The following is an 18,507-nucleotide window of genomic DNA, read 5'->3' as shown; positions in this document are numbered from 1 at the left end:
TCCGACTGCTAGGTGCTGCGGGACCTGACGGCTTTGGGAGAAGAGCCATGAAAATAGAGAATCGGACACGCTACAGCATTGGTGCGATGATCTTCCACTGGCTGATCGCGATCCTGGTCATCGTGAACTGGCGGATCGCCGAGAGCGCCGAACATCTGCAGGGCGCGGAAAAGGGCGCAGTCTTTGCCAATCACAAGGCGCTGGGCATGCTGATCCTTGCATTGACGCTGGGGCGGGTTGCGTGGCGTTTCACGCATCCGCTGCCGCGATTGCCGCAGAACTATGCGACTTGGGAGCGCACGCTGGCCCGTGCGACGCATTTCCTGTTCTACGTCCTGCTGATCGGCCTGCCGCTGGGTGGGTGGCTGGCGAGTTCGCTGGTTGCGCGGCCGATCGATTTCTTCGGCCTGTTCACCATTCCGGTGCTGCCGGTGGGGATGGACAAGGAACTGGGCGGCACGATCTTCGATGTGCACAAGACCGCGGGGACGATCATGATCTACCTGATTGCGCTACACATCCTCGGCGCGCTCAAGCACACCTTCGTGGACAAGGACCTTGGCATCTTCCGGATGCTGCCCTTCGGAGGCAAGAGCCGCGAATAGCAAACGCCCCGCCGGTACTGACCGGCGGGGCGTGCTGCGTCTGGCCGGCGGCTGGCCTACCAGAAGAAGTTGTAGATCACATCGACCACTTCGCCGCTGTAGGTGTTCACCAGCAGGACGTCATCGTAGTAGCGCACCCACCTGTAGGGGCCGTACACTTCGGGCAGGCGATAGCGCCACGGATCATCGATCCGGTAGCGATTGCCGAAGAACAGACTGCCCAGAGTGAAGCCGATGCTCAGGCGGCGATAATTGTAGTTGCGATAGGGGGCGTAATAGCGGCCCAGGCTGTATAGCCGCCGGTTCTGCGCCCGGTAGCGGTGCCAGTTGTAGCGGTTGTTGTTGCGCCACGCGCGGTTCCACCGCCGGTGTTCGCGGCGTGCCTGCCGACGTTCGAATCGACGGTCTGCCCGGCGATAGTCGCGCCGGGCCTCGCGGCGTGCTTCGCGGCGATCCGCGCGCCTTTCGGCCCGCCGGTCCTCGCGCCTGTCCGCCCGGCGTTCCGCACGGCGCTGGTCGCGGTTGTCCCAGCGGTTCTCCCGCCGGTCCTGCCGGGCATCGCGCCGCTGTTCGCGAGATTGCTGGGCACGATAGGCTGCGCGAGCGCGGAGGCGATTGTCCATCGCCTGCTGCGACGCGCTGCGCTGCTGCGTCTGGCGGTTCTGGCGCCCTTCCCTGCGTTCGGCGCGGTTCTGACTGCGGTTCTCACGCCGAGCCTCACGCCGATTGCCGCGGCGTTCGCCGCGCTCGCGGTCGGCGCGCCGCTCGGGCTGTGCCGCAGCGGCCGCGGCGCTGGTGGTGCCGACATAGGTCAGGACGTTGCTCGACTGCGGCTGCGCGACTGCAGCATTGGCAGGCAGGCCGGTCGCGGCGAGAGCCAGCCCGAGCGAGGTCAGCCCGCCGTATCGGAAAAGGTCTGATAGATCGTACATGGTGTGTGCGGCTCCCTTCGTTGCTTCTGGCCCACCGTTCAATGGGAGTTGCGCCGCGCCCACCATGCGGCTTCGTTGTCCCGATCCGATACCTGCCTGATACGCACTGACGCAAATCTGAACATTCGGTAAGGGTTTTTGTTAATGTTTGCGCACTGATTGCTGAATGACGAACTTTCGCCCAGCCGAAATTGACATTGCGGCCGGCCTCGTGCGTGAAGAAGCGCGATGTTGAACACGCTCGATACGATCCGCGACGATGCGGCACGACGGCTGTCCGAGGCCGCGAGCAACCGTCGCTCTGCCATGCATACGCCTGTGGTCGCGACCGCCGATGCGGATGCCCGGGTCATGGTGCTGCGCGCCTTCCAGCCATGGACCCTGCGCTTCCACACCGATGCCCGGGCGCCGAAGGTTGCAGCGATCGAGGCCGACGAGCGGATCGGCGTGCTGTTCTACGACAAGGCCGGCAAGGTGCAGATCCGCGTGCGCGGCACCGGCCGGATCGAGCGGGAGAGCGAGATTGCACAGGGCGCGTGGGAGGCAGGCGATAACTTCGCCCGCCGGTGCTACCTTGGCGAGGGGCCCGGCACGGTCTCTCCCGAAGCGTCCTCCGGACTGCCTGCGGCTTTCGAAGGTATCGAACCATCGGACGCGGAATTGCTGCCTGCGCGCGAGCATTTCGCGGTCCTGCTGGTCGAGCTGACCCATCTCGACTGGTTCCATCTCGCTCATGACGGCCATCGCCGGGCGCAGTTCGACCTGGTAACGGGCGAAGCGCGCTGGGTGACGCCCTGATCGGGCGCTGACGCTCATGCCCCCAGTCCTTTACGCGAGCGGCTGCGTGGCATAGAGGGCTTGGCATGAAGCGCCTTCGACTGCCCGGACAAGACCTGCTGCCGGGGATGCGCGAAGAACTCATCAGCCCACAGGACTGGAGCCGGAGAGCCGCCACCGTGGTGGGCGCGGTGCTGGTCGGCCTGATCGCGCTCGGCTTCGCGTTCGCAGGCGACTGGGCGAGTTCGCTCTTCACCCGCACGACCGCGACCTATCCGATCGTCTATCTGTTCTCCGCACCGCTCGTATTTGTGGCCATCGCCGCGATTACCAACCGGATTGCGCCCGAGGCCCGCGGATCCGGGATTCCGCAGGTGATCGCCGCCAGCCGTATTTCGGAAAGCAAGACCGCGAACCGGCTGGTTTCGGTCCGCACCGCCTTTGCCAAGATGGCGCTGACCGTCGGTGCGCTGCTGGGCGGCGCGTCGGTCGGTCGCGAAGGGCCGACGGTGCAGCTGGGCGCGGCGATCATGGTGCAGGTGCACCGCCTGTTCCGCGTGCCGGCCAGCGCCGGCGTGTTCATCGCAGGCGGCGCGGCAGGCGTTGCTGCGGCTTTCAACACCCCGCTCGCCGGGATTGCCTTCGCGATCGAGGAACTGGCCGTCGCCTACGAACAGCGCGTCGCCGTGCTGGTCATGGGCGCGGTGATGATCGCCGGTCTCACCGCGCAGGGTATCGCGGGCGATTATGTCTATTTCGGCCAGATCGGCGGCAGCCTGCCGGTCCTGACCGTGCTGGTCGCGGCGCCTCTTGCAGGGCTGGTAGGCGGGGCGCTGGGCGGCCTGTTCTCCCGCCTTGTGCTGGCGCTGCGTGGCCCGGGCGGACGTTTCGCTTCTCGGCTCAAGGCACGCCCGCTGCTGACCGCGCTCGTCTGCGGCGTCATCGTTGGCGTGCTGGGCTACCTCACCGCAGGCGCGACTTCGGGCACCGGGTACGAGCCGACGCGCGACCTGCTCGCAGGCGAGGATGCCGAGTACTGGTTCGGCCCCGCCAAGTTCGTTGCCGCGCTGGCAACCAGTGCCAGCGGCATTCCCGGCGGCATTTTCGCCCCTTCGCTCGCCGTGGGTGCGGGCTTTGGCGAGCTGCTGACGCCGCTGTTTCCGCCCGAGCAGGCCGGGTTGATCATCCTCATCGGCATGGGCGGCTATTTCACCGGCGTGGTTCGTGCCCCGCTGACTGCGGTCATCATCCTGAGCGAGGCGACCAACAGCAGCCACGCTATCCTGCCGCTGTTCGCCACCGCGCTGATCGGCGACTGGGCGGGATCGATGGTCTGCAAGGACCGGCTCTACCATGCCTTGGCGCGCGACTTCCTCCCGGCGGGCAAGGATGCGGACGATGCCGATGCCGGGAAGGGCGATCCGGCAGCCGCGAAGGACGCCTGAGCCGCTACACTTCGTCCCCCGGAGTAAGGTGCGTCACGATCGAGCGGATCGTCATGAACACGATCGTCACGCTCGCTGCGGCCAGCGCCACCAGCAACACGGTCAGCGCGAACAGCGCCGTGTACAGGTAGTTGTACCATCCCTCGGGCAGGTTTTCGAACTCGCCCATCGGCAGCGTGAAGGCGAGCAGGACGAGGAAGCTGAGCATCAGCGTGGCGGTGGAGATCTTCGCGATCCGGCTCACCTGCGCGTAGGTCTGGCGGTCGAACTCGGTCTCGATCCGGCGGAGCATTCCGATCAGGGTCAGCATCAGGGCCAGCGTGGTCGCCGAAGCGGTCGCAATCGCGGAGCCGAGATAGAGCCCAGCGCGTGACAGCGCTTCAAGCAGGTCGCGCGCTTCGGCGGTGCCGTAGACCGTCCCGATGGCCTCGCGTGCGCCAAGGCCGATGAGGCAGAAGGCGGAGAAGGAGAGGGCGGGCCACAGGATCGTGTGTTTGTCGGTCATGCCCCATGCAGCGGATGGCAGACCAAATAGCTCCCAAACCGACAATTGAGGGTTTTCGCGCGTTTCCGCCTTGGCCTGACACACCTGACACAGTGTCCAAGGGGTAAAAAACACCCGCGCCGTATAATGTGTCGGCCGCGCACCGGCGGCATGGGTATCGACGGGAGAAAGAGCCGCCACCAGCCCTAGCGGAGCGCGACGCTGTAGGAAAATCGCACGCGCGACCGCCGCAATGCATGCGCGGGGTGACAAAGGCCGCCCCGCGCTATTCCGCGATCAGGCGTCGGCCAGCAGGTCGCGCACGTTGTCATGCGCCTGCGCCATCGCCGCCCGGGCGTCGTCCTCGCTGATCTTCAGCCCTTCAGCGATCACGAAGACCGGATCGGTGATGCCGATGAAGGCCAGCACGCTGGAAAGGTAACGCTCGGCGTGTTCGACGCTGCGCTGTTCGCTCTCTTCGCCGTAGAGCCCGCCGCGCGCGATCGCCACGATCACCCGCTTGCCGCCCGACAGCCCTTCGACGGCGCCGGTTTCGGTGTAGCGGAAGGTCTCTCCGGCAACGAGCACGCGGTCGATCCACGCCTTGAGCTGGCTGGGAATGGTGAAGTTGTACATCGGCGCGCCGATGACCACCGTGTCCGCCGCCTTGAACTGGGCCAGCGCCTGCGCCGAATCGTCTTCACCGAAAGCGGGCAGGGTGAGGTGGGAGAGCGGCTCTGCGGTGAGGTCGCGATAGGTCACGTCCGCATCCGCGTTGCTGTCCTTGAGGCTGGCGACGATGGCGGCAGTGAGTTCGCGGCTGGCCGATGCGTCGCCGGTGATGCTGCTGTCGATATGGAGAATGTTCATGGGTCTTTGCTCCGGTCCTGAATGGGGTCACTAATGTTGACCAGCACCACTTAAGTGACCACATGAGCCGGGCAAGAACGCAGAATTTTATGACCAGGTCACATCGCTATGACTGCCGATACCCATCCCCATTCCGAACCCGGCTGCCGCGCGGTGAGCGAAGTGCTCAGCCGCGTGGGCGACAAGTGGACCGTGCTGATCGTCAAATCGCTGCAAGCTGCGGCCGATGATGGGCGTCGCTTCAATGAACTGAAACGCGACATCGGGGGAATCTCGCAGCAGATGCTGACGCGCACGCTGCGCGCGCTGGAGCGGGACGGGATGGTCGCGCGCACCGTGCACCCGACCGTGCCTCCGCAGGTCGACTACCGTCTGACCGATCTCGGCCATTCGCTCGCCGTGCCGGTGATGGCGCTGGCCGACTGGACCTTCGAGAACATGGACCTGATCCACGCCAACCGCGCTGCCTATGACGGGATCGCCGACGCGGCGTGATCGGGCTTCGCGCGATGCCCCACGTGAAGAGCGGCATTGGCGCGCCCTGGCGGGCAAAACGGGGCTAGCGACGCTCGAAACCTTCGCAGCCCTGCGCGTCGGCATCGGACTGCTCGATCCGGTCGACACGGGCGCGGGGAGGGCCGTCGCGCATCGCTTCGATCATGCGTGCAACCGCTGTCCCATCACCCTCCAGATATGCCTCGACCGTGCCATCGGGCAGGTTGCGGACCCAGCCTTCAAGGCCCAGCCCACGCGCCGTCTCCACCGTCCAGTCGCGATAGAACACGCCTTGGACCTTGCCGTGGAGGATGAGGTGGCGGGCGGTGTGCGTCTTCCGGGGCATGGCCCCTGCTTACCAGCAGCTTTTGTAATCGCCCACAGGCGCGCGACAGCTATCCCATGTCCGCCACGGGGTTCAGCGGTCCTCAGTGCAGCGACGCGCTCTGCCGCTCCTGTGCCAGCGAGGCCATCTTCGGCGTGTCGGCATGGGTGCGGAAGTGCCCCGCCTCTTCGGCCAGCACGGTCACTTCGGAGGCCAGCTGGCGCGATGCCGCGGAGGTTTCTTCGACCATCGCCGCATTCTGCTGCGTAGAAGTGTCCATGTCGCTGACCGCCGTGACGATCTCCGAAATGGCCGAGGCCTGCGCCTGATTGTCCGCCGCCATCGTCTCAAGCAGCTGGTTCACATTGCCAACACTCGTAGAAATCTGTTCCAGCGCCGCATCGACACTCTGTACGCGTCCAACGGCGTTGCCGACCTCTTCCTGCGTGGTGGTGAGCTGTTCGCGCGCAGAGCCGGCCTCTTCCTCGGCCCGCATGGCGAGTGCGGAGACGAGATCGGCGACCACCGCGAAGCCGCGGCCCGCCTCACCGGCGCGGCCTGCTTCGACTGCGGCGTTCATGGCGAGCACGCGGGTCTGGAAGGCGATCTTGTCGAGCCCTTCGATCACGGTGTCGATCCCCTCCGCGCTTTCCTGCACCCGGCCCATGGCCTGCATCGCTTGTTCGGCCAGCGAACGTCCTTCGTGCACCACTCCGTTGGCCTCGTTGGCGCTGGCAGCGGTATCCCGGGCCGCGGCAGCCCCGCTCGAGATCCGGTCGTTCATCTGCGCGAGCGCTGCCGAGGTCTGTTCGAGGCTGGCGGCATTTGCTTCGGTCCGGCGTGCGAGCGATTCGGAACTCTGCGCGATTTCGCCGGAGCTCAGGCGGATCGAATCGGTGCCCTTGGCGACGCTCTCGATCAGCGTGCGCAGCGATTTGACGGCGTCGTTGTAGTTGGATTTGAGGCCCGCGTAAGCAGGCGGGTAGGCGGCGGTCACCTCGACCGTCAGGTCCCCGGCGGCGAGCGCGGAGAGGCCTTCGGCCAGCGTATCGGTCACCATCTTCTGCTCGCGCGCGATAATTGCGGCGGCAGCGCGTTCCTTCTCCAGCACGGCGTTGAGGAAGGCGTCGATCGCACGGGCCATGTCGCCGATCTCGTCCTTCTGTTCGAGATGGGGCAGCGGCCCGTCGCCCGACTTGGCGAGATCGTGGACCACGCTCGACAGGTTGGTGATCGGGCGGACGACCTTGCGGGTCACGATGAAGATCGACAGGGCGATCGCGGCCACCGCGAGAATGGCAAGCACCACCACCACGGTCAGCGCGATCGTCGTTTCCTTCAATGCCTGCTCGGTCACGGAGCTGGCGATGTCGATCTGCATCTTCGACAGGGCAGCGATCGTCTCCGAGAGCGGATCGATGGTCTGATACAGATTGCCTTGGACGAACCGCTCCAGCGCTTCGGCATCACCCGAATCGAGGATCGCCTCGAGCCGCACGACAGCCGCATCGGCGGTGGTCATCTGCGCTTCGGCTTGCCGCGCCAGCTGTTCCTCTTCGCCGTCGATCTCGGTCGCGCGATAGGATTGCCAGGCTTCGTCGATCGCGGCGGCGCCGGCGCGCACATTGTCGGCCGCTTCATCGTAGCCGACATTGCCGTTCAGCGCCTTGTGCGCATTGTCGACGATCAGCACTGCATAGGTATCGGCGACCGTTTTCAGGTCTTCGAGCGGCTGCACGCGGTCCACGAGGATCGTGGAAAGCGCCGCCTTATTGGTCCGCGCAGTGTGATAGAACGCTCCTGCGAGCGCCAGCAGGGCCACGCTCAAGATGGCGAGGCAGACGAAGAGCTTGCTCTTTAGGGTCATCCGGAACGATCTTCTTTTCAGCCAGAATGGAAATATCACCCCATTCTAGAAGAGAAGCGCCGCTTTCGGCGGAAGACCGCCATTTTATTGGCTCCTGAGTAGGGTCCCTGCGCCTGCCTCCCGTCCGCAACCGTCTGTTCTCCGAGACTGAATGGGCCTTCGCGATGGCCTATCCGGCCAGCATTCCCGCGGCCTCCGCGATCACCCACAGCCCGATGACGAGGAACAGCAGCGCGGCGACCATCCGCACGGCCTTGAGCGAAACCCGCTCGATGATCTTCTGGCCGAACCACACCGCAGGCACGTTCGCCAGCATCATGCCCAGCGTGGTGCCGATGGTGACCAGAGCCACGCTGCCGAACTGTGCGCCCAGCGCGATGGTGGCGATCTGCGTCTTGTCGCCGATCTCGACGAGGAAGAAGGCGATCGTGGTGGTCAGGAACGCGCCGAAGCGGCCCGTCTTGGGCTCGTCGTCGTCATCGAATGTGTCCGGCACCAGCGTCCACGCCGCCATCGCGACGAACCCGATCCCCACGGCGTAGCGGAACCATGTCCCGTCGAGCAGGCCCGCGATCGCATGGCCGAGGAACGCGGCGATGCCATGGTTGGCGAGCGTGGCGACAAGGATGCCGAGAATGATCGGCACCGGCTTGCGAAACCGCGCGGCGAGCACGATGGCGAGCAACATGGTCTTGTCGCCGATCTCGGCCAGCGCGACCACGGCGGTAGAGGTGAGGATGGCGTCCACTTGAGTATCTCCGGGCCGGGCGAACAAGACAGCAACGGCACATGACCTCCCGCCCGGCCAGGCGGAAGTCAGGTGCCATTGGTCTTGCCCGTGCGGATCACTCCGCGCCCCTGCGCCACGACCTCTCGGCCGAGTATGTTGACGCGAGGGAACCGCTGCGCGTGGGCGGCGGCGGGCTACTCCCCAGATGACGGGTGTTGGTTAGCGGAGGGGAGGGTTGGGGGCAACCTTGTCTACCTACGTCGCCTTATGCTTGATAGGGAGCAACGCTGTCTTTTTCAGCAGGATTGGAACATATCGGACGGTGTGAAAGACGTCATTCTGTAGATCACGGCCGTCTGTTAAATCGGTCTTAGCTCGTCTACCCGCCTCTTGAGCTCATCTACTATCTCGTCAACGGTGACAATCGCCGTGTTTAGGGCAAGTCTATTTGCAAGGGAGGGAGAAAAACTTTCAACTTCATCTTTAGTGACCTTGTGCCAAATAGGTAGGACGGCACCAGATCCGCTGGACTCTTTTTGAAGGAGGCCGTCAAGCTCGTAGTTCGTCCATTGTTTTTTAAAAAAATTCTCTGACAGGATGACTACGCCAAAATATGCGTTGGCTAGCCCTCGATCAATTGCTTGGCGTAAGCTTTGACCCCACTTGACTGCGGTCTCGTCGTACCAAGCATCAACTCCGACTTCATGGCACTTTTCGGCCAGCTCACGTACGAAGCCCTCTTTGTCTTCCCAGGCATGGGAGATGAAAACGTCGTGAGGCCGTGCCTCCGACATAGATCCGGGTATGGACGGGGTACTGCGTACCTCTAGTGCTCTGAGTCGATTTTCTTGCTCTCTCGCAAGCTTCTTTTCGATCCTTTCTCGCTCTTTCTGCTGCCGTAGGTCAGCGTCTGCGATCCGCTTCCGTAGACGTGCAATTTCATCACCTTTTCGAGCTATATCAGTCGCGTATTTCGCACGCTCGTTATGAGCGGTCTCAACCTCACGCGAGTATCTCTCCGCTTCGCGTGCTTTTGATTGCGCCATCGACGCGCTGGATGATCTAGATGCCGCAGCCATAGCGGCGTTCATTCGCTTGTTTTTGTCGGCAACCTTCGCGGCCGCAGATGCATCCTTCTTCTGCAGACCGACGATGTCTGCTTCCAAGCGGCGCAGCCTAGAGAGATCTTGGCTCACCTAGTCAGCTTCTTATAAGCCAACCGCGTAGGCCGATCCGCCGCATCGCCCAGACGCCGCCGCTTGTCTTCCTCATACGCTTCGAAGTTGCCCTCGAACCATTCGACGTGGCTATTGCCCTCGAACGCGAGGATGTGCGTCGCCAACCGGTCGAGGAAGAAGCGGTCGTGCGAGATGACCACGGCGCAGCCGGCGAAGTTCTCGATCGCGTCTTCCAGCGCGCGCAGCGTTTCCACGTCGAGGTCGTTGGTCGGTTCGTCCAGCAGCAGCACGTTGCCGCCTTCTTTCAGCATCTTGGCCATGTGCACCCGGTTGCGTTCGCCGCCCGAGAGCTTGCCGACGTTCTTCTGCTGGTCCTGGCCCTTGAAGTTGAACGCGCCCACGTAGGCACGCGTGCTCATGTCGTGTCCGTTGACCTTCATGTAATCGAGCCCGTCGGAGATTTCCTCCCACACATTGTTGCTCGCGGTCAGGTCGTCGCGGCTCTGGTCGACATAGCCAAGGTGCACGGTGTCGCCGATCTTGATCGTGCCGCTGTCGGGCTGTTCCTGACCGGTGATGATCTTGAACAGCGTCGATTTACCCGCGCCGTTGGGGCCGATGATGCCCACGATGCCGCCGGGGGGCAGGGTGAAGCTGAGGTCTTCGAACAGCAGCTTGTCGCCGAAGCTCTTGGAGATGTTGTGCGCTTCGATCACCTGGCTGCCGAGCCGTTCGGGCACCTGGATGACGATCTGCGCCTTGCCCGGCTTGCGATCGTTCTGCGAGTCCTGCAGCTGTTCGAACTTGCGCAGGCGGGCCTTGGACTTGGTCTGGCGGCCCTTGGGCGTCTGCCGGATCCACTCGAGTTCTTCGGACAGCGCGCGCTGGCGGCCCGAATCCTCGCGCTCTTCCTGCGCAAGGCGCTTAGCCTTCTTGTCGAGATAGGTCGAGTAGTTGCCTTCGTACGGGTAGTACGATCCGCGATCGAGCTCCAGAATCCAGCCCACCACGTTATCGAGGAAGTAGCGATCGTGGGTGATCATCAGCACGGCGCCGGCATATTCGGCGAGGTGGTTTTCCAACCAGTTGACGCTTTCGGCATCGAGGTGGTTGGTCGGTTCGTCCAGCAGCAGGATGCCCGGCTTCTGGATCAGCAGGCGGGTCAGCGCCACGCGGCGCTTTTCACCGCCCGAGAGGTTCTCGACGCTCGCGTCCGAGGGCGGGCAGCGCAGCGCTTCCATCGCGATTTCGAGCTGGTTGTCGAGCGTCCAGCCATCGACCGCGTCGATCTTGTCCTGCAGCTCGGCCATCTCCTCGCTCAGCGCGTCGAAATCGGCGTCTTCCTCGCCCATTTCGATCCCGATCTGGTTGAAGCGTTCGACCATGTCGGCGGTCTCGCGCGCGCCGTCCTTCACATTTTCGAGCACGGTCTTGTTGGGGTCGAGCTCGGGCTCCTGCGGCAGGTAGCCCACCGTGATGTTCTCGCCCGGCCATGCTTCGCCCGCGTAATCGGTATCGATGCCCGCCATGATCTTCATCAGGGTGGATTTGCCCGCGCCGTTGGGCCCGACGATGCCGATCTTCGCGCCCTGATAGAACTGCAGGTTGATGTCGTTCAGCACGGGCTTCGGGGCGCCGGTGAAGGTCTTGGTCATGTTCTTCATGACGTAAGCGTATTGCGCGGCCATCGGATGGTCCTTCGGGTCTGGCTGGGTTCTGGAATTTGGTCTGGCAGATAGGGACAGACACACGCAGGGGCAAGCGCGGGGCGCGGTGCCGCGATAGACTTTAGGCCAGCTGGGATCGTTAATGCGTATTAATCACTATATATAGTAAGATGAAGATAGCTATTATCGGGGCCGGGATGGCCGGTCTCACCTGTGGTTTGCGCCTTCGCGATAGCGGGCACGAGGTATCCCTGTTCGACAAGGGCCGGGGGGCTGGCGGGCGCATGGCGACCCGCCGTATCGAGCACGACGGACAGACTTTCCATTTCGATCACGGCGCGCAGTATTTCACCGCGCGCGACCCCGATTTTGTCCAGCAGGTAGAAGATTGGTCGCGCAACGGCGTGGTCGACCGCTGGTCTGCTGCGGGCCAGGACGTCTGGGTCGGCACGCCGGGCATGAATGCGCCGATCCGTGCGATGGCGGATGCGCTGGGAGTGCGTTTCGTACGCCGCGTCTATGCGGTGGCCCGCGTGGATTCACGCTGGCGGCTGGCGGGGGAGGACCTGCCTTCGGGTCTGTTCGATGCGGTGGTCGTGGCCACCCCGGCAGAACAGGCCGCGCCGCTGCTGGAACCCCATTCGCGCGAGATGGGCGATTCAGCGCACTGGGTCGGCAGTGCGCCGTGCTGGTCGGCGATGGTTGTATTTGCGGGGCGCGTGGATGCGCCCGATACGCTTTCCGATGTGCTGCCTGATGGCGGTACCATCGGATGGGCGGCGCGCAATTCCGCGAAACCCGGACGGGACGCGGCGCAAGAGTGCTGGACAATTCACGCATCGCCGGACTGGTCCCGCACCCATCTGGAGGAGCGCCCGGCCGATGTCTGCGCGGAGCTCGTCGACGCTTTTGTACAGCAGGTAGGGGCATTGCCGCCAGTGATCGTTCGCGATGCGCACCGCTGGCGGTACGCGATGGTCGAGAAGAACGACGAGGACGCGCTGTGGGACACCACGCTAAGGCTCGGCGCGTGCGGAGACTGGCTGTCTGGCCCGCGGGTGGAGAATGCGTTTCTCTCCGGCGCTCAGCTTGCCGCGCTGATCGGAGCCTGAGCGGGGAACGGGGTGCGCGGCGCGCCGTTCGGCTGGTATGAAAATTCTGAAATCGCTCGCCCTTCTGCTCGCCACGTCGTCCATCATGGCATGCGGCTCCCCGGATGACGCCGCCGCGAACAAGGACGCGCAGGCCGAAGAGAGCCAGACCAGCGCGCCCGAGCCCGAGGGTTACGACGACGCACGCTCGGCGAGCCGGCCCGAGGCGAAGATCGAGGATGGCAAGGTCTCCCTCACGCTGCCCGAGGGCATTACGCAAGACATGCTCGGAGAGCGCACGGCGGAAATGATCGCGGTGCAGGTCATGCTCGACCGGAGCGCGCATGCGCCGGGCGTGATCGACGGGCGGGGTGGCGGCAACACCGACAGCGCGATCCGCTATTACCGCGAGGCCCACGGGCTGGGCACGGGCAGCAAAGTGGATCAGGCGTTGCTGCAATCGCTGCTCGACGATCAGAGCGGCGACATCTTTCGCAGCTATACCGTGACCGAAACCGATGCGAAGGGCCCGTTCGGCAACGTGCCTGAGGGCTTCGCGGCGATGTCCAAGCTTGACAAGCTTGGGTACGAAACCCCGCTGGAGATGCTGGCCGAGCGTTTCCACATGGATCAGGACTTCCTCAAAGCGCTGAACCCGAATGCCGATTTCGGCAAGGCGGGGACCAAGCTGGTGATCGTCAGCCACGGCGACAGCAAGGTTGAAGGCGACATCGCGCGGATCGAAGTGCGCAAGGGCGACGACCGGCTCGTCGCCTTCAACGACGCGGACGAGATCGTCGCGAGCTACCCGGCGACCATCGGCAGCGCGCAGTTCCCAAGCCCAAGCGGGACGATGGAGATCGTCGCGGTCGCACCGGCGCCGAACTACACCTTCCAAAGCGAAGGGCGCGAGTGGGGGCCGGAGGGCACATATGTTCTCCCGCCCGGGCCGAACAATCCTGTCGGCGGCACGTGGATCGACCTCGCCAAGGATGGTTACGGAATCCACGGCTCCCCCGATCCGGCGCTGATCGCCAAGAGCGGGAGCCATGGCTGCGTGCGGTTGACCAACTGGAACGCCGCCGCGCTTGCACAGGCGATTGGCAGCGGCATCACTGTCCGCTTCGTCTAAGGTCCGTATCGCTTTCGGTCCGCTTCCTGGGGCATGCCCTCGCTCATGAAGCGGCCCGATCCCATTGTGCCCTGTCCCGGTCAGGAAAGTGTGTGGGATTACCCGCGCCCCGCGATTGCCGAACCATCGAGCGCGTATATCGTCATCGAACATCGCGGTGTGCGGATTGCGGATACCCGCCATGCCGTACGTGTGCTCGAAACCAGCCACCCGCCGCAATATTACATCCCGCCCGACGACATCGCCGCCGGCATGCTCGAACGGGCACCGGGCCGCTCGCTGTGCGAGTGGAAGGGTCAGGCGCATTACTGGGATGTGGTTGCAGGCGGCGATCGGCTGGCCAAGGTCGGCTGGAGCTATCCCGACCCGACGCCGGGTTTCCGCATCCTGACCGATTACGTCGGGTTCTATCCGGCGCCTTTCGAACGCATCACGCTGGATGGCGAAGTGGTCACGCCGCAGCCGGGCGAATTCTACGGCGGCTGGATCACCAGCAAGGTCGTGGGCCCGTTCAAGGGCATACCCGGCAGCCGCTTCTGGTGAGGCTTGGCAGGCGCCAGGCTTGGCGCTAGCGCTGCGGCTCATGAAGACATCGCTCCTCGCGCTGACCGCGCTCTCGCTCTCGGCTATCGCCGCCGTCCCCGCCGCCGCCCAGTCCGGGCCCGGATCATGCGAAAGCGCGCTGGCCTGCGCTGCGGACAGGGCGCTGGAGAGCGACGAACTGGCGTGGGATTTCGTCGAGGGGATCACCACAGAGGTCGGCTCGCGGCAGGCGGGCACCGAAGCAGAGCAGCGAGGACGTGACTGGGCGGTCCAGTGGCTGCGCGCAAACGGGTTCCACAATGTGGCGGACGAGCCCTACCGGATGCAGACCTGGGTGCCCGGCGACAACGCCACCGCCCGCGTCACCGCGCCTTACGCGCAGGACCTGATGATCGTGCCGCTGGGCAACAGCGCGAGCACCGGCGACGCAGGGATCGAAGCCGAAGTCGTGTACTTCCCCAGCTATGGCGATCTCGCGGCGGCGCCCGAAGGCAGCCTGAAGGGCAAGATCGCTTTCATCAGCCATGACATGCGCCCGACGCAGGACGGTTCGGGCTACGGCTTCGCTGGCCCCGTGCGGTGGACCGGCGCGGGCCTCGCGGCGAGCAAGGGCGCTGTCGCGACGGTGATCCGCTCGATCGGTACGGAGACGGAGCGTACGCCACATACCGGCGGCACATCCTTCCCCGAAGGCATTGCGCCGACCCCAGCGGGCGCGCTCTCCAATCCGGACGCCGATAACCTTGAGCGCATGTTTGCACGGGCCGCGAAAACGGAAGGCGGCACGCCGATCACCATGAAGCTGGTGTTGACCCCGCGCAGCCTCGGCGAGACAACCAGCGGCAACGTCGTGGGAGAGGTGGTCGGCAGCGATCCGTCGCTTCCGCCCGTGCTCCTCGCCTGCCATCTCGACAGCTGGTGGAACGGCACCGGCGCGTTCGACGATGGCGCAGGGTGCGGTATCATCGCCGCCGCCGCGCGCAATGTTGCCTCTGCGGGCCAGCCGCTGCGTACCATCCGCGTGCTGTTCGCGGGCGCCGAAGAGGTCGGCCTGTACGGCTCCAGCGCCTATTCGAAGGCGCATCCCGACGAGCCGATGGCCGTCGGGATCGAAAGCGACTTCGGGGCCGATCGCATCTGGCGGATCGACACGAACTTCACGCAGAGCAATCCCGACCTGTACGGCAAGCTGGCAAAGGCGGTTGCGCGCTTCGGGGTCGCTCCCTCGCGCGAAGTCGCAGGGGGCGGGGCGGATCTCAACATCGTGCGCGACCAGGGCGGCGCGCTGATCGACCTGCAGCAGGACGGCAGCCGCTATTTCGAACTGCACCACACCAACAACGACACGCTCGACAAGATCGACCCCGCGCAGCTGCGCCAGAACGTGGCGGTCTGGACGCAGGTGGTCGGCATCCTCGCCAACGAGCGCGAGCCGATCAAACCGGCGGAGTAAAACTCGCCCGGCACCTTGTACCCATCCCGGGCGTTAGCCTGGGATGGACGGTGAAACCTTCGGATTCGATTCCTATCACGTGCTGTTGGCCGGGTGCGGGATCGCAATTATCCTGGCCTACTGGCTGCCACGCTTCCTTCATGGGCGCGAGCCCGCGGCATCGGGCCTGCTGATCCTCGGCGGGCTGGCGGTGTTCGGCCTGCTGCCGGGCGTGCCTGAGGCGCTCAGTCCGCTCGACAATCCGCGCGTGTGGGAGCGGGCGAGCGAGTTCGCGGTCATCGTGGCGCTGTTCGGCACCGGCCTTCGGATCGACCGGATTGCCGGCAAGGGCTTGTGGAATCCGACCGTCCGCCTGCTGGCGATCGCCATGCCGCTGTGCATCATGGCGGTGGTCGCGCTGGGGCTGGGCATAGGCCTGACACTCGCGGGGGCGGTGCTCCTCGCTGCGGTGCTCGCCCCGACGGACCCCGTGCTCGCGGCCGATGTCCAGGTCGGCGCGCCGACCGAGGGTGGGGAGCATCCGGTGCGCTTCGCGCTCACGACCGAGGCGGGCTTGAACGACGGGCTCGCCTTTCCCTTCGTCTACCTCGCTATTTTCATTGTCGCCGCAACCGGCGGCACGAGCGACTGGATCGGCGAGTGGCTGGGCTTTTACGTCGGCTACAAGATCCTGGTCGGGGTCGCAGCGGGTGCCGCAGCGGGCTGGCTTCTGGGCAAGATCCTGTTCTCCCTGCCGAGCCGCAACCCTCTCGCCAATGCGGGCACCGGGGTGATCGCGCTGGCAGGGGTGCTCGTCACCTACGGGCTCACCGAACTGATCGAAGGCTATGGCTTCATTGCCGCCTTCGCGATGGGCATCGTGCTGCGCCGCGAGGAGGCGGAGCATGAGTATCACGGGCGGCTGCACAGTTTTTCAAGCGCGCTCGAACACTCGGTCACCGCGATCCTGCTGGTGCTGCTGGGGGGGGCCATCCCCTCGCTGCTCGGCTATCTCGACTGGAAACACGCCGCGCTCGGCGTGGCGCTGATCTTCGTCTTCCGGCCGCTGACCGGCATGGCGGCGTTATGGGGCACCAACCTGTCGATCCGCCAGCGCGGTGTGGTCGCCTTCTACGGCGTGCGCGGAATCGGTTCGATCTATTACCTCGCCTATGCGGGCGCCCAGCTGGAGCTGGTCGACGAAGGGGTGCTTTGGGCAACCGTCACCTTCACCATCCTGCTGTCGACCATCGTCCATGGCTTCTCCGCCGGCAGTGTGGTCTGGGCGGCGACCCATGAAGGCGAGCGGGAGAGCGAGTCAGAGGCAGCTTCCTAGCTGTTGAAAGACACTCGACCTGGTCCTTTCGATAGCTAGACAACGTTAACGAACTGTCGATAGGTAGATGCCCTTTCAAAGGCTTCCGGAGGGAAGCTTAGGTGCGACGAGAGGTAACTTTGCCCCGTATAATCCCCAATAGCGACCAAGGACGTCGGGAACTGGCGCGCAAGGATCGCCGGTTGAGACAGATCGGCAAGGGCACTGTCCTGGGCCTCAGCGCGATCACGGCGGCCCTGCTCGTCTACACTCTCGCGCAAGGCATCTGAAGCGGGGTCCGCGCGCGCGACGGGCGCCGTTGTCTCTGAAGATTGACCGTGAACGGGTGGGTATCTGGTCGGGGAGACAGGATTCGAACCTGCGACATCTTGCTCCCAAAGCAAGCGCGCTACCGGACTGCGCCACTCCCCGACACGATACAAGCGATGACGGCCCCTTCCGGTGGGCCCGGCAGGATTCGAACCCGCGACCTAGCCGTTATGAGCGGCCAGCTCTAACCGCTGAGCTACAGGCCCCCCGGAACGATGCCATCGCAAGTTGCTGCCGCTAGCTGCGAACGGGCGCAGGCGCAAGCGGTGAGGTTTCATATACTGCATCCCACAGCTTCGCGACCGTGGTCGGCGTAACGTTGCGGCTGGCCATATGCGCATGGATACCGCGCAGCCAGTCGAACAATTCGGCGAGATCCGCCTCGGTATGCACATAGGGCGTATTGCCGGGCGCGAGCGAGGGGCTGTGGAAAGACAGAATCAGCAGCGGCAGGCCTGCATCGAGCGCGGCGTCGACCGCCTTGATCGCGGAGGAGAGCGGCGTGCCCTCGGGCGTCAGGGCGATCCGTTCCAGTAGGCCGGTGCGCGCCGCGATGCCCGGGGCACGGGGAATTTTCGCCAGCTTCGGAAACAGCGCCGCGCCATGCCGTGCCAGCGCCCCGCGATAGACCGTGGTCAGCGGCAGTTCGAGCAGCGGTTTGTCCCCCGCCACCCAGTAGGGGGTGTTCGGGAAGGCGCTGTAATCGCGGCCGTCGCCGGGCGAATAATCGTACAGCGCCCGTACCGAGCTATCCACGCACACGCCGGTATCGTGCAGCACCGCCTTGGTGCCGGGCCCCAGGCCGTAGCGCCCGGCTCGGTAGATCATCGGAGCGGTGCCGAAGTTTTCCTCGATCGCGTCGCGCAGCGCGACGAACTTGGCGCGCTCCAGTTCGGGGGCCAGGTTGCCGGCGAAAGAATTGTGCGCGTTGACCTCTTCGTCGAACGGCGGGTTCACCCACGGGTGCAGCTGCACGCCAACTTCCGCCGCGCCGCGCCGCACGGCGTCGCCGATGATCTCCTGCGCCTGCGCAGACTGCACGATTGGCCAGTCGACGAGATAGACCGGCGACACGCCCAGTTCCTCGCACATCGACTGGAAGGCGGGCAGTCCGTCGAGATGGGTGAGATCGTGCCGATCGCGCGTGAAAGGCCCGTTCCAGTCGAACCCTTCCTCGGTATCGACGGTCAGCAGCGAAGCGGGGGCGAATCCGGGCGCGAAACGCGCGGCCTGTTCCGGCTGCGGCAAGGTCAGCATGGTGTTCGCCCCGTTCCTGCGAGCGCCGACCG

The 18,507-nt window shown here is 64.8% G+C and carries 19 protein-coding genes and 2 tRNA genes; 10 read left to right on the top strand and 11 right to left on the bottom strand.

Features of this window, described 5'->3' with window-relative positions; genetic code table 11:
* Positions 1-47 precede the first annotated feature (47 nt).
* Positions 48-605 carry a cytochrome b gene (locus tag ACYQ0L_RS02700; protein ID WP_459787381.1) on the top strand — a complete coding sequence of 186 codons (558 nt, stop codon included), beginning with the start codon at positions 48-50 and terminating at the stop codon, positions 603-605.
* Between the two features lie 56 nt (positions 606-661).
* Here the strand turns inward: ACYQ0L_RS02700 and ACYQ0L_RS02695 are convergent, their stop codons facing one another.
* Positions 662-1,537 carry an RcnB family protein gene (locus ACYQ0L_RS02695; protein WP_459787380.1) on the bottom strand — a complete coding sequence of 292 codons (876 nt, stop codon included), beginning with the start codon at positions 1,535-1,537 and terminating at the stop codon, positions 662-664.
* Positions 1,538-1,765: 228 nt separating this feature from the next.
* Here ACYQ0L_RS02695 and ACYQ0L_RS02690 point away from each other — a divergent pair, with 228 nt between their 5' ends.
* Complete coding sequence (locus tag ACYQ0L_RS02690; RefSeq protein WP_459787379.1) at positions 1,766-2,335, top strand: pyridoxamine 5'-phosphate oxidase family protein; 570 nt, start codon at positions 1,766-1,768, stop codon at positions 2,333-2,335.
* A gap of 65 nt (positions 2,336-2,400) precedes the next feature.
* Complete coding sequence (locus tag ACYQ0L_RS02685; RefSeq protein ID WP_459787378.1) at positions 2,401-3,759, top strand: chloride channel protein; 1,359 nt, start codon at positions 2,401-2,403, stop codon at positions 3,757-3,759.
* A gap of 4 nt (positions 3,760-3,763) precedes the next feature.
* Here the strand turns inward: ACYQ0L_RS02685 and ACYQ0L_RS02680 are convergent, their stop codons facing one another.
* Positions 3,764-4,264: a hypothetical protein gene (locus ACYQ0L_RS02680; protein WP_459787377.1), complete on the bottom strand. Its 501-nt coding sequence runs from the start codon at positions 4,262-4,264 to the stop codon at positions 3,764-3,766.
* Positions 4,265-4,540: 276 nt separating this feature from the next.
* Positions 4,541-5,113, bottom strand: a complete 573-nt coding sequence (locus ACYQ0L_RS02675) for an FMN-dependent NADH-azoreductase (protein ID WP_459787376.1) — start codon at positions 5,111-5,113, stop codon at positions 4,541-4,543.
* Positions 5,114-5,221: 108 nt separating this feature from the next.
* Here ACYQ0L_RS02675 and ACYQ0L_RS02670 point away from each other — a divergent pair, with 108 nt between their 5' ends.
* Positions 5,222-5,608 carry a winged helix-turn-helix transcriptional regulator gene (locus tag ACYQ0L_RS02670; RefSeq protein ID WP_459787375.1) on the top strand — a complete coding sequence of 129 codons (387 nt, stop codon included), beginning with the start codon at positions 5,222-5,224 and terminating at the stop codon, positions 5,606-5,608.
* A 64-nt stretch (positions 5,609-5,672) separates the two neighbouring features.
* Here ACYQ0L_RS02670 and ACYQ0L_RS02665 read toward each other — a convergent pair whose 3' ends face one another.
* The 5 genes from ACYQ0L_RS02665 to ettA form a co-directional block, all read right to left on the bottom strand.
* A complete protein-coding gene (locus ACYQ0L_RS02665; RefSeq protein ID WP_459787374.1) occupies positions 5,673-5,954 on the bottom strand; it encodes an acylphosphatase in 282 nt (93 codons plus the stop codon).
* An 82-nt stretch (positions 5,955-6,036) separates the two neighbouring features.
* Entirely contained in the window at positions 6,037-7,800 is a 1,764-nt protein-coding gene (locus ACYQ0L_RS02660) for a methyl-accepting chemotaxis protein (RefSeq protein ID WP_459787373.1), read from the bottom strand.
* A 169-nt stretch (positions 7,801-7,969) separates the two neighbouring features.
* Positions 7,970-8,548 (bottom strand): TMEM165/GDT1 family protein, encoded by a 579-nt coding sequence (locus tag ACYQ0L_RS02655; RefSeq protein WP_459787372.1) that lies wholly within the window; start codon positions 8,546-8,548, stop codon positions 7,970-7,972.
* Between the two features lie 341 nt (positions 8,549-8,889).
* On the bottom strand, positions 8,890-9,726 hold the full coding sequence (locus ACYQ0L_RS02650) for a toll/interleukin-1 receptor domain-containing protein (protein ID WP_459787371.1): 837 nt from the start codon (positions 9,724-9,726) through the stop codon (positions 8,890-8,892).
* Positions 9,723-11,396, bottom strand: coding sequence for an energy-dependent translational throttle protein EttA (ettA, locus tag ACYQ0L_RS02645; protein WP_459787370.1), 1,674 nt, complete (start codon positions 11,394-11,396; stop codon positions 9,723-9,725). The genes ACYQ0L_RS02650 and ettA overlap by 4 nt, the downstream gene beginning before the upstream one ends.
* 149 nt (positions 11,397-11,545) lie before the next feature.
* Here ettA and ACYQ0L_RS02640 point away from each other — a divergent pair, with 149 nt between their 5' ends.
* The 6 genes from ACYQ0L_RS02640 (at position 11,546) to ACYQ0L_RS02615 (ending at position 17,178) form a co-directional block, all read left to right on the top strand.
* Positions 11,546-12,487 carry an NAD(P)/FAD-dependent oxidoreductase gene (locus ACYQ0L_RS02640; protein ID WP_459787369.1) on the top strand — a complete coding sequence of 314 codons (942 nt, stop codon included), beginning with the start codon at positions 11,546-11,548 and terminating at the stop codon, positions 12,485-12,487.
* 37 nt (positions 12,488-12,524) lie between these two features.
* Positions 12,525-13,598: a L,D-transpeptidase family protein gene (locus ACYQ0L_RS02635; RefSeq protein WP_459787368.1), complete on the top strand. Its 1,074-nt coding sequence runs from the start codon at positions 12,525-12,527 to the stop codon at positions 13,596-13,598.
* Between the two features lie 45 nt (positions 13,599-13,643).
* Positions 13,644-14,141, top strand: a complete 498-nt coding sequence (locus tag ACYQ0L_RS02630; RefSeq protein WP_459787367.1) for a DUF427 domain-containing protein — start codon at positions 13,644-13,646, stop codon at positions 14,139-14,141.
* Positions 14,142-14,181: 40 nt separating this feature from the next.
* Entirely contained in the window at positions 14,182-15,594 is a 1,413-nt protein-coding gene (locus ACYQ0L_RS02625; RefSeq protein WP_459787366.1) for a M20/M25/M40 family metallo-hydrolase, read from the top strand.
* 43 nt (positions 15,595-15,637) lie between these two features.
* Entirely contained in the window at positions 15,638-16,909 is a 1,272-nt protein-coding gene (locus tag ACYQ0L_RS02620; RefSeq protein WP_459787365.1) for a cation:proton antiporter, read from the top strand.
* Between the two features lie 119 nt (positions 16,910-17,028).
* Entirely contained in the window at positions 17,029-17,178 is a 150-nt protein-coding gene (locus tag ACYQ0L_RS02615; RefSeq protein WP_459787364.1) for a hypothetical protein, read from the top strand.
* Between the two features lie 65 nt (positions 17,179-17,243).
* On the opposite strand, the gene ACYQ0L_RS02610 is transcribed toward ACYQ0L_RS02615, so the two are convergent.
* The 3 genes from ACYQ0L_RS02610 to ACYQ0L_RS02600 form a co-directional block, all read right to left on the bottom strand.
* Positions 17,244-17,320: transfer RNA gene (locus ACYQ0L_RS02610), tRNA-Pro, on the bottom strand.
* Between the two features lie 31 nt (positions 17,321-17,351).
* Positions 17,352-17,424, bottom strand: a tRNA-Ile gene (locus ACYQ0L_RS02605).
* A gap of 31 nt (positions 17,425-17,455) precedes the next feature.
* Positions 17,456-18,475, bottom strand: a complete 1,020-nt coding sequence (locus tag ACYQ0L_RS02600) for a polysaccharide deacetylase family protein (protein ID WP_459787363.1) — start codon at positions 18,473-18,475, stop codon at positions 17,456-17,458.
* Between the last annotated feature and the right edge of the window lie 32 nt (positions 18,476-18,507).

This window comes from Alteriqipengyuania triglochinis, from assembly GCF_054655655.1.
This window is presented reverse-complemented; position numbering and strand designations above follow the sequence as displayed.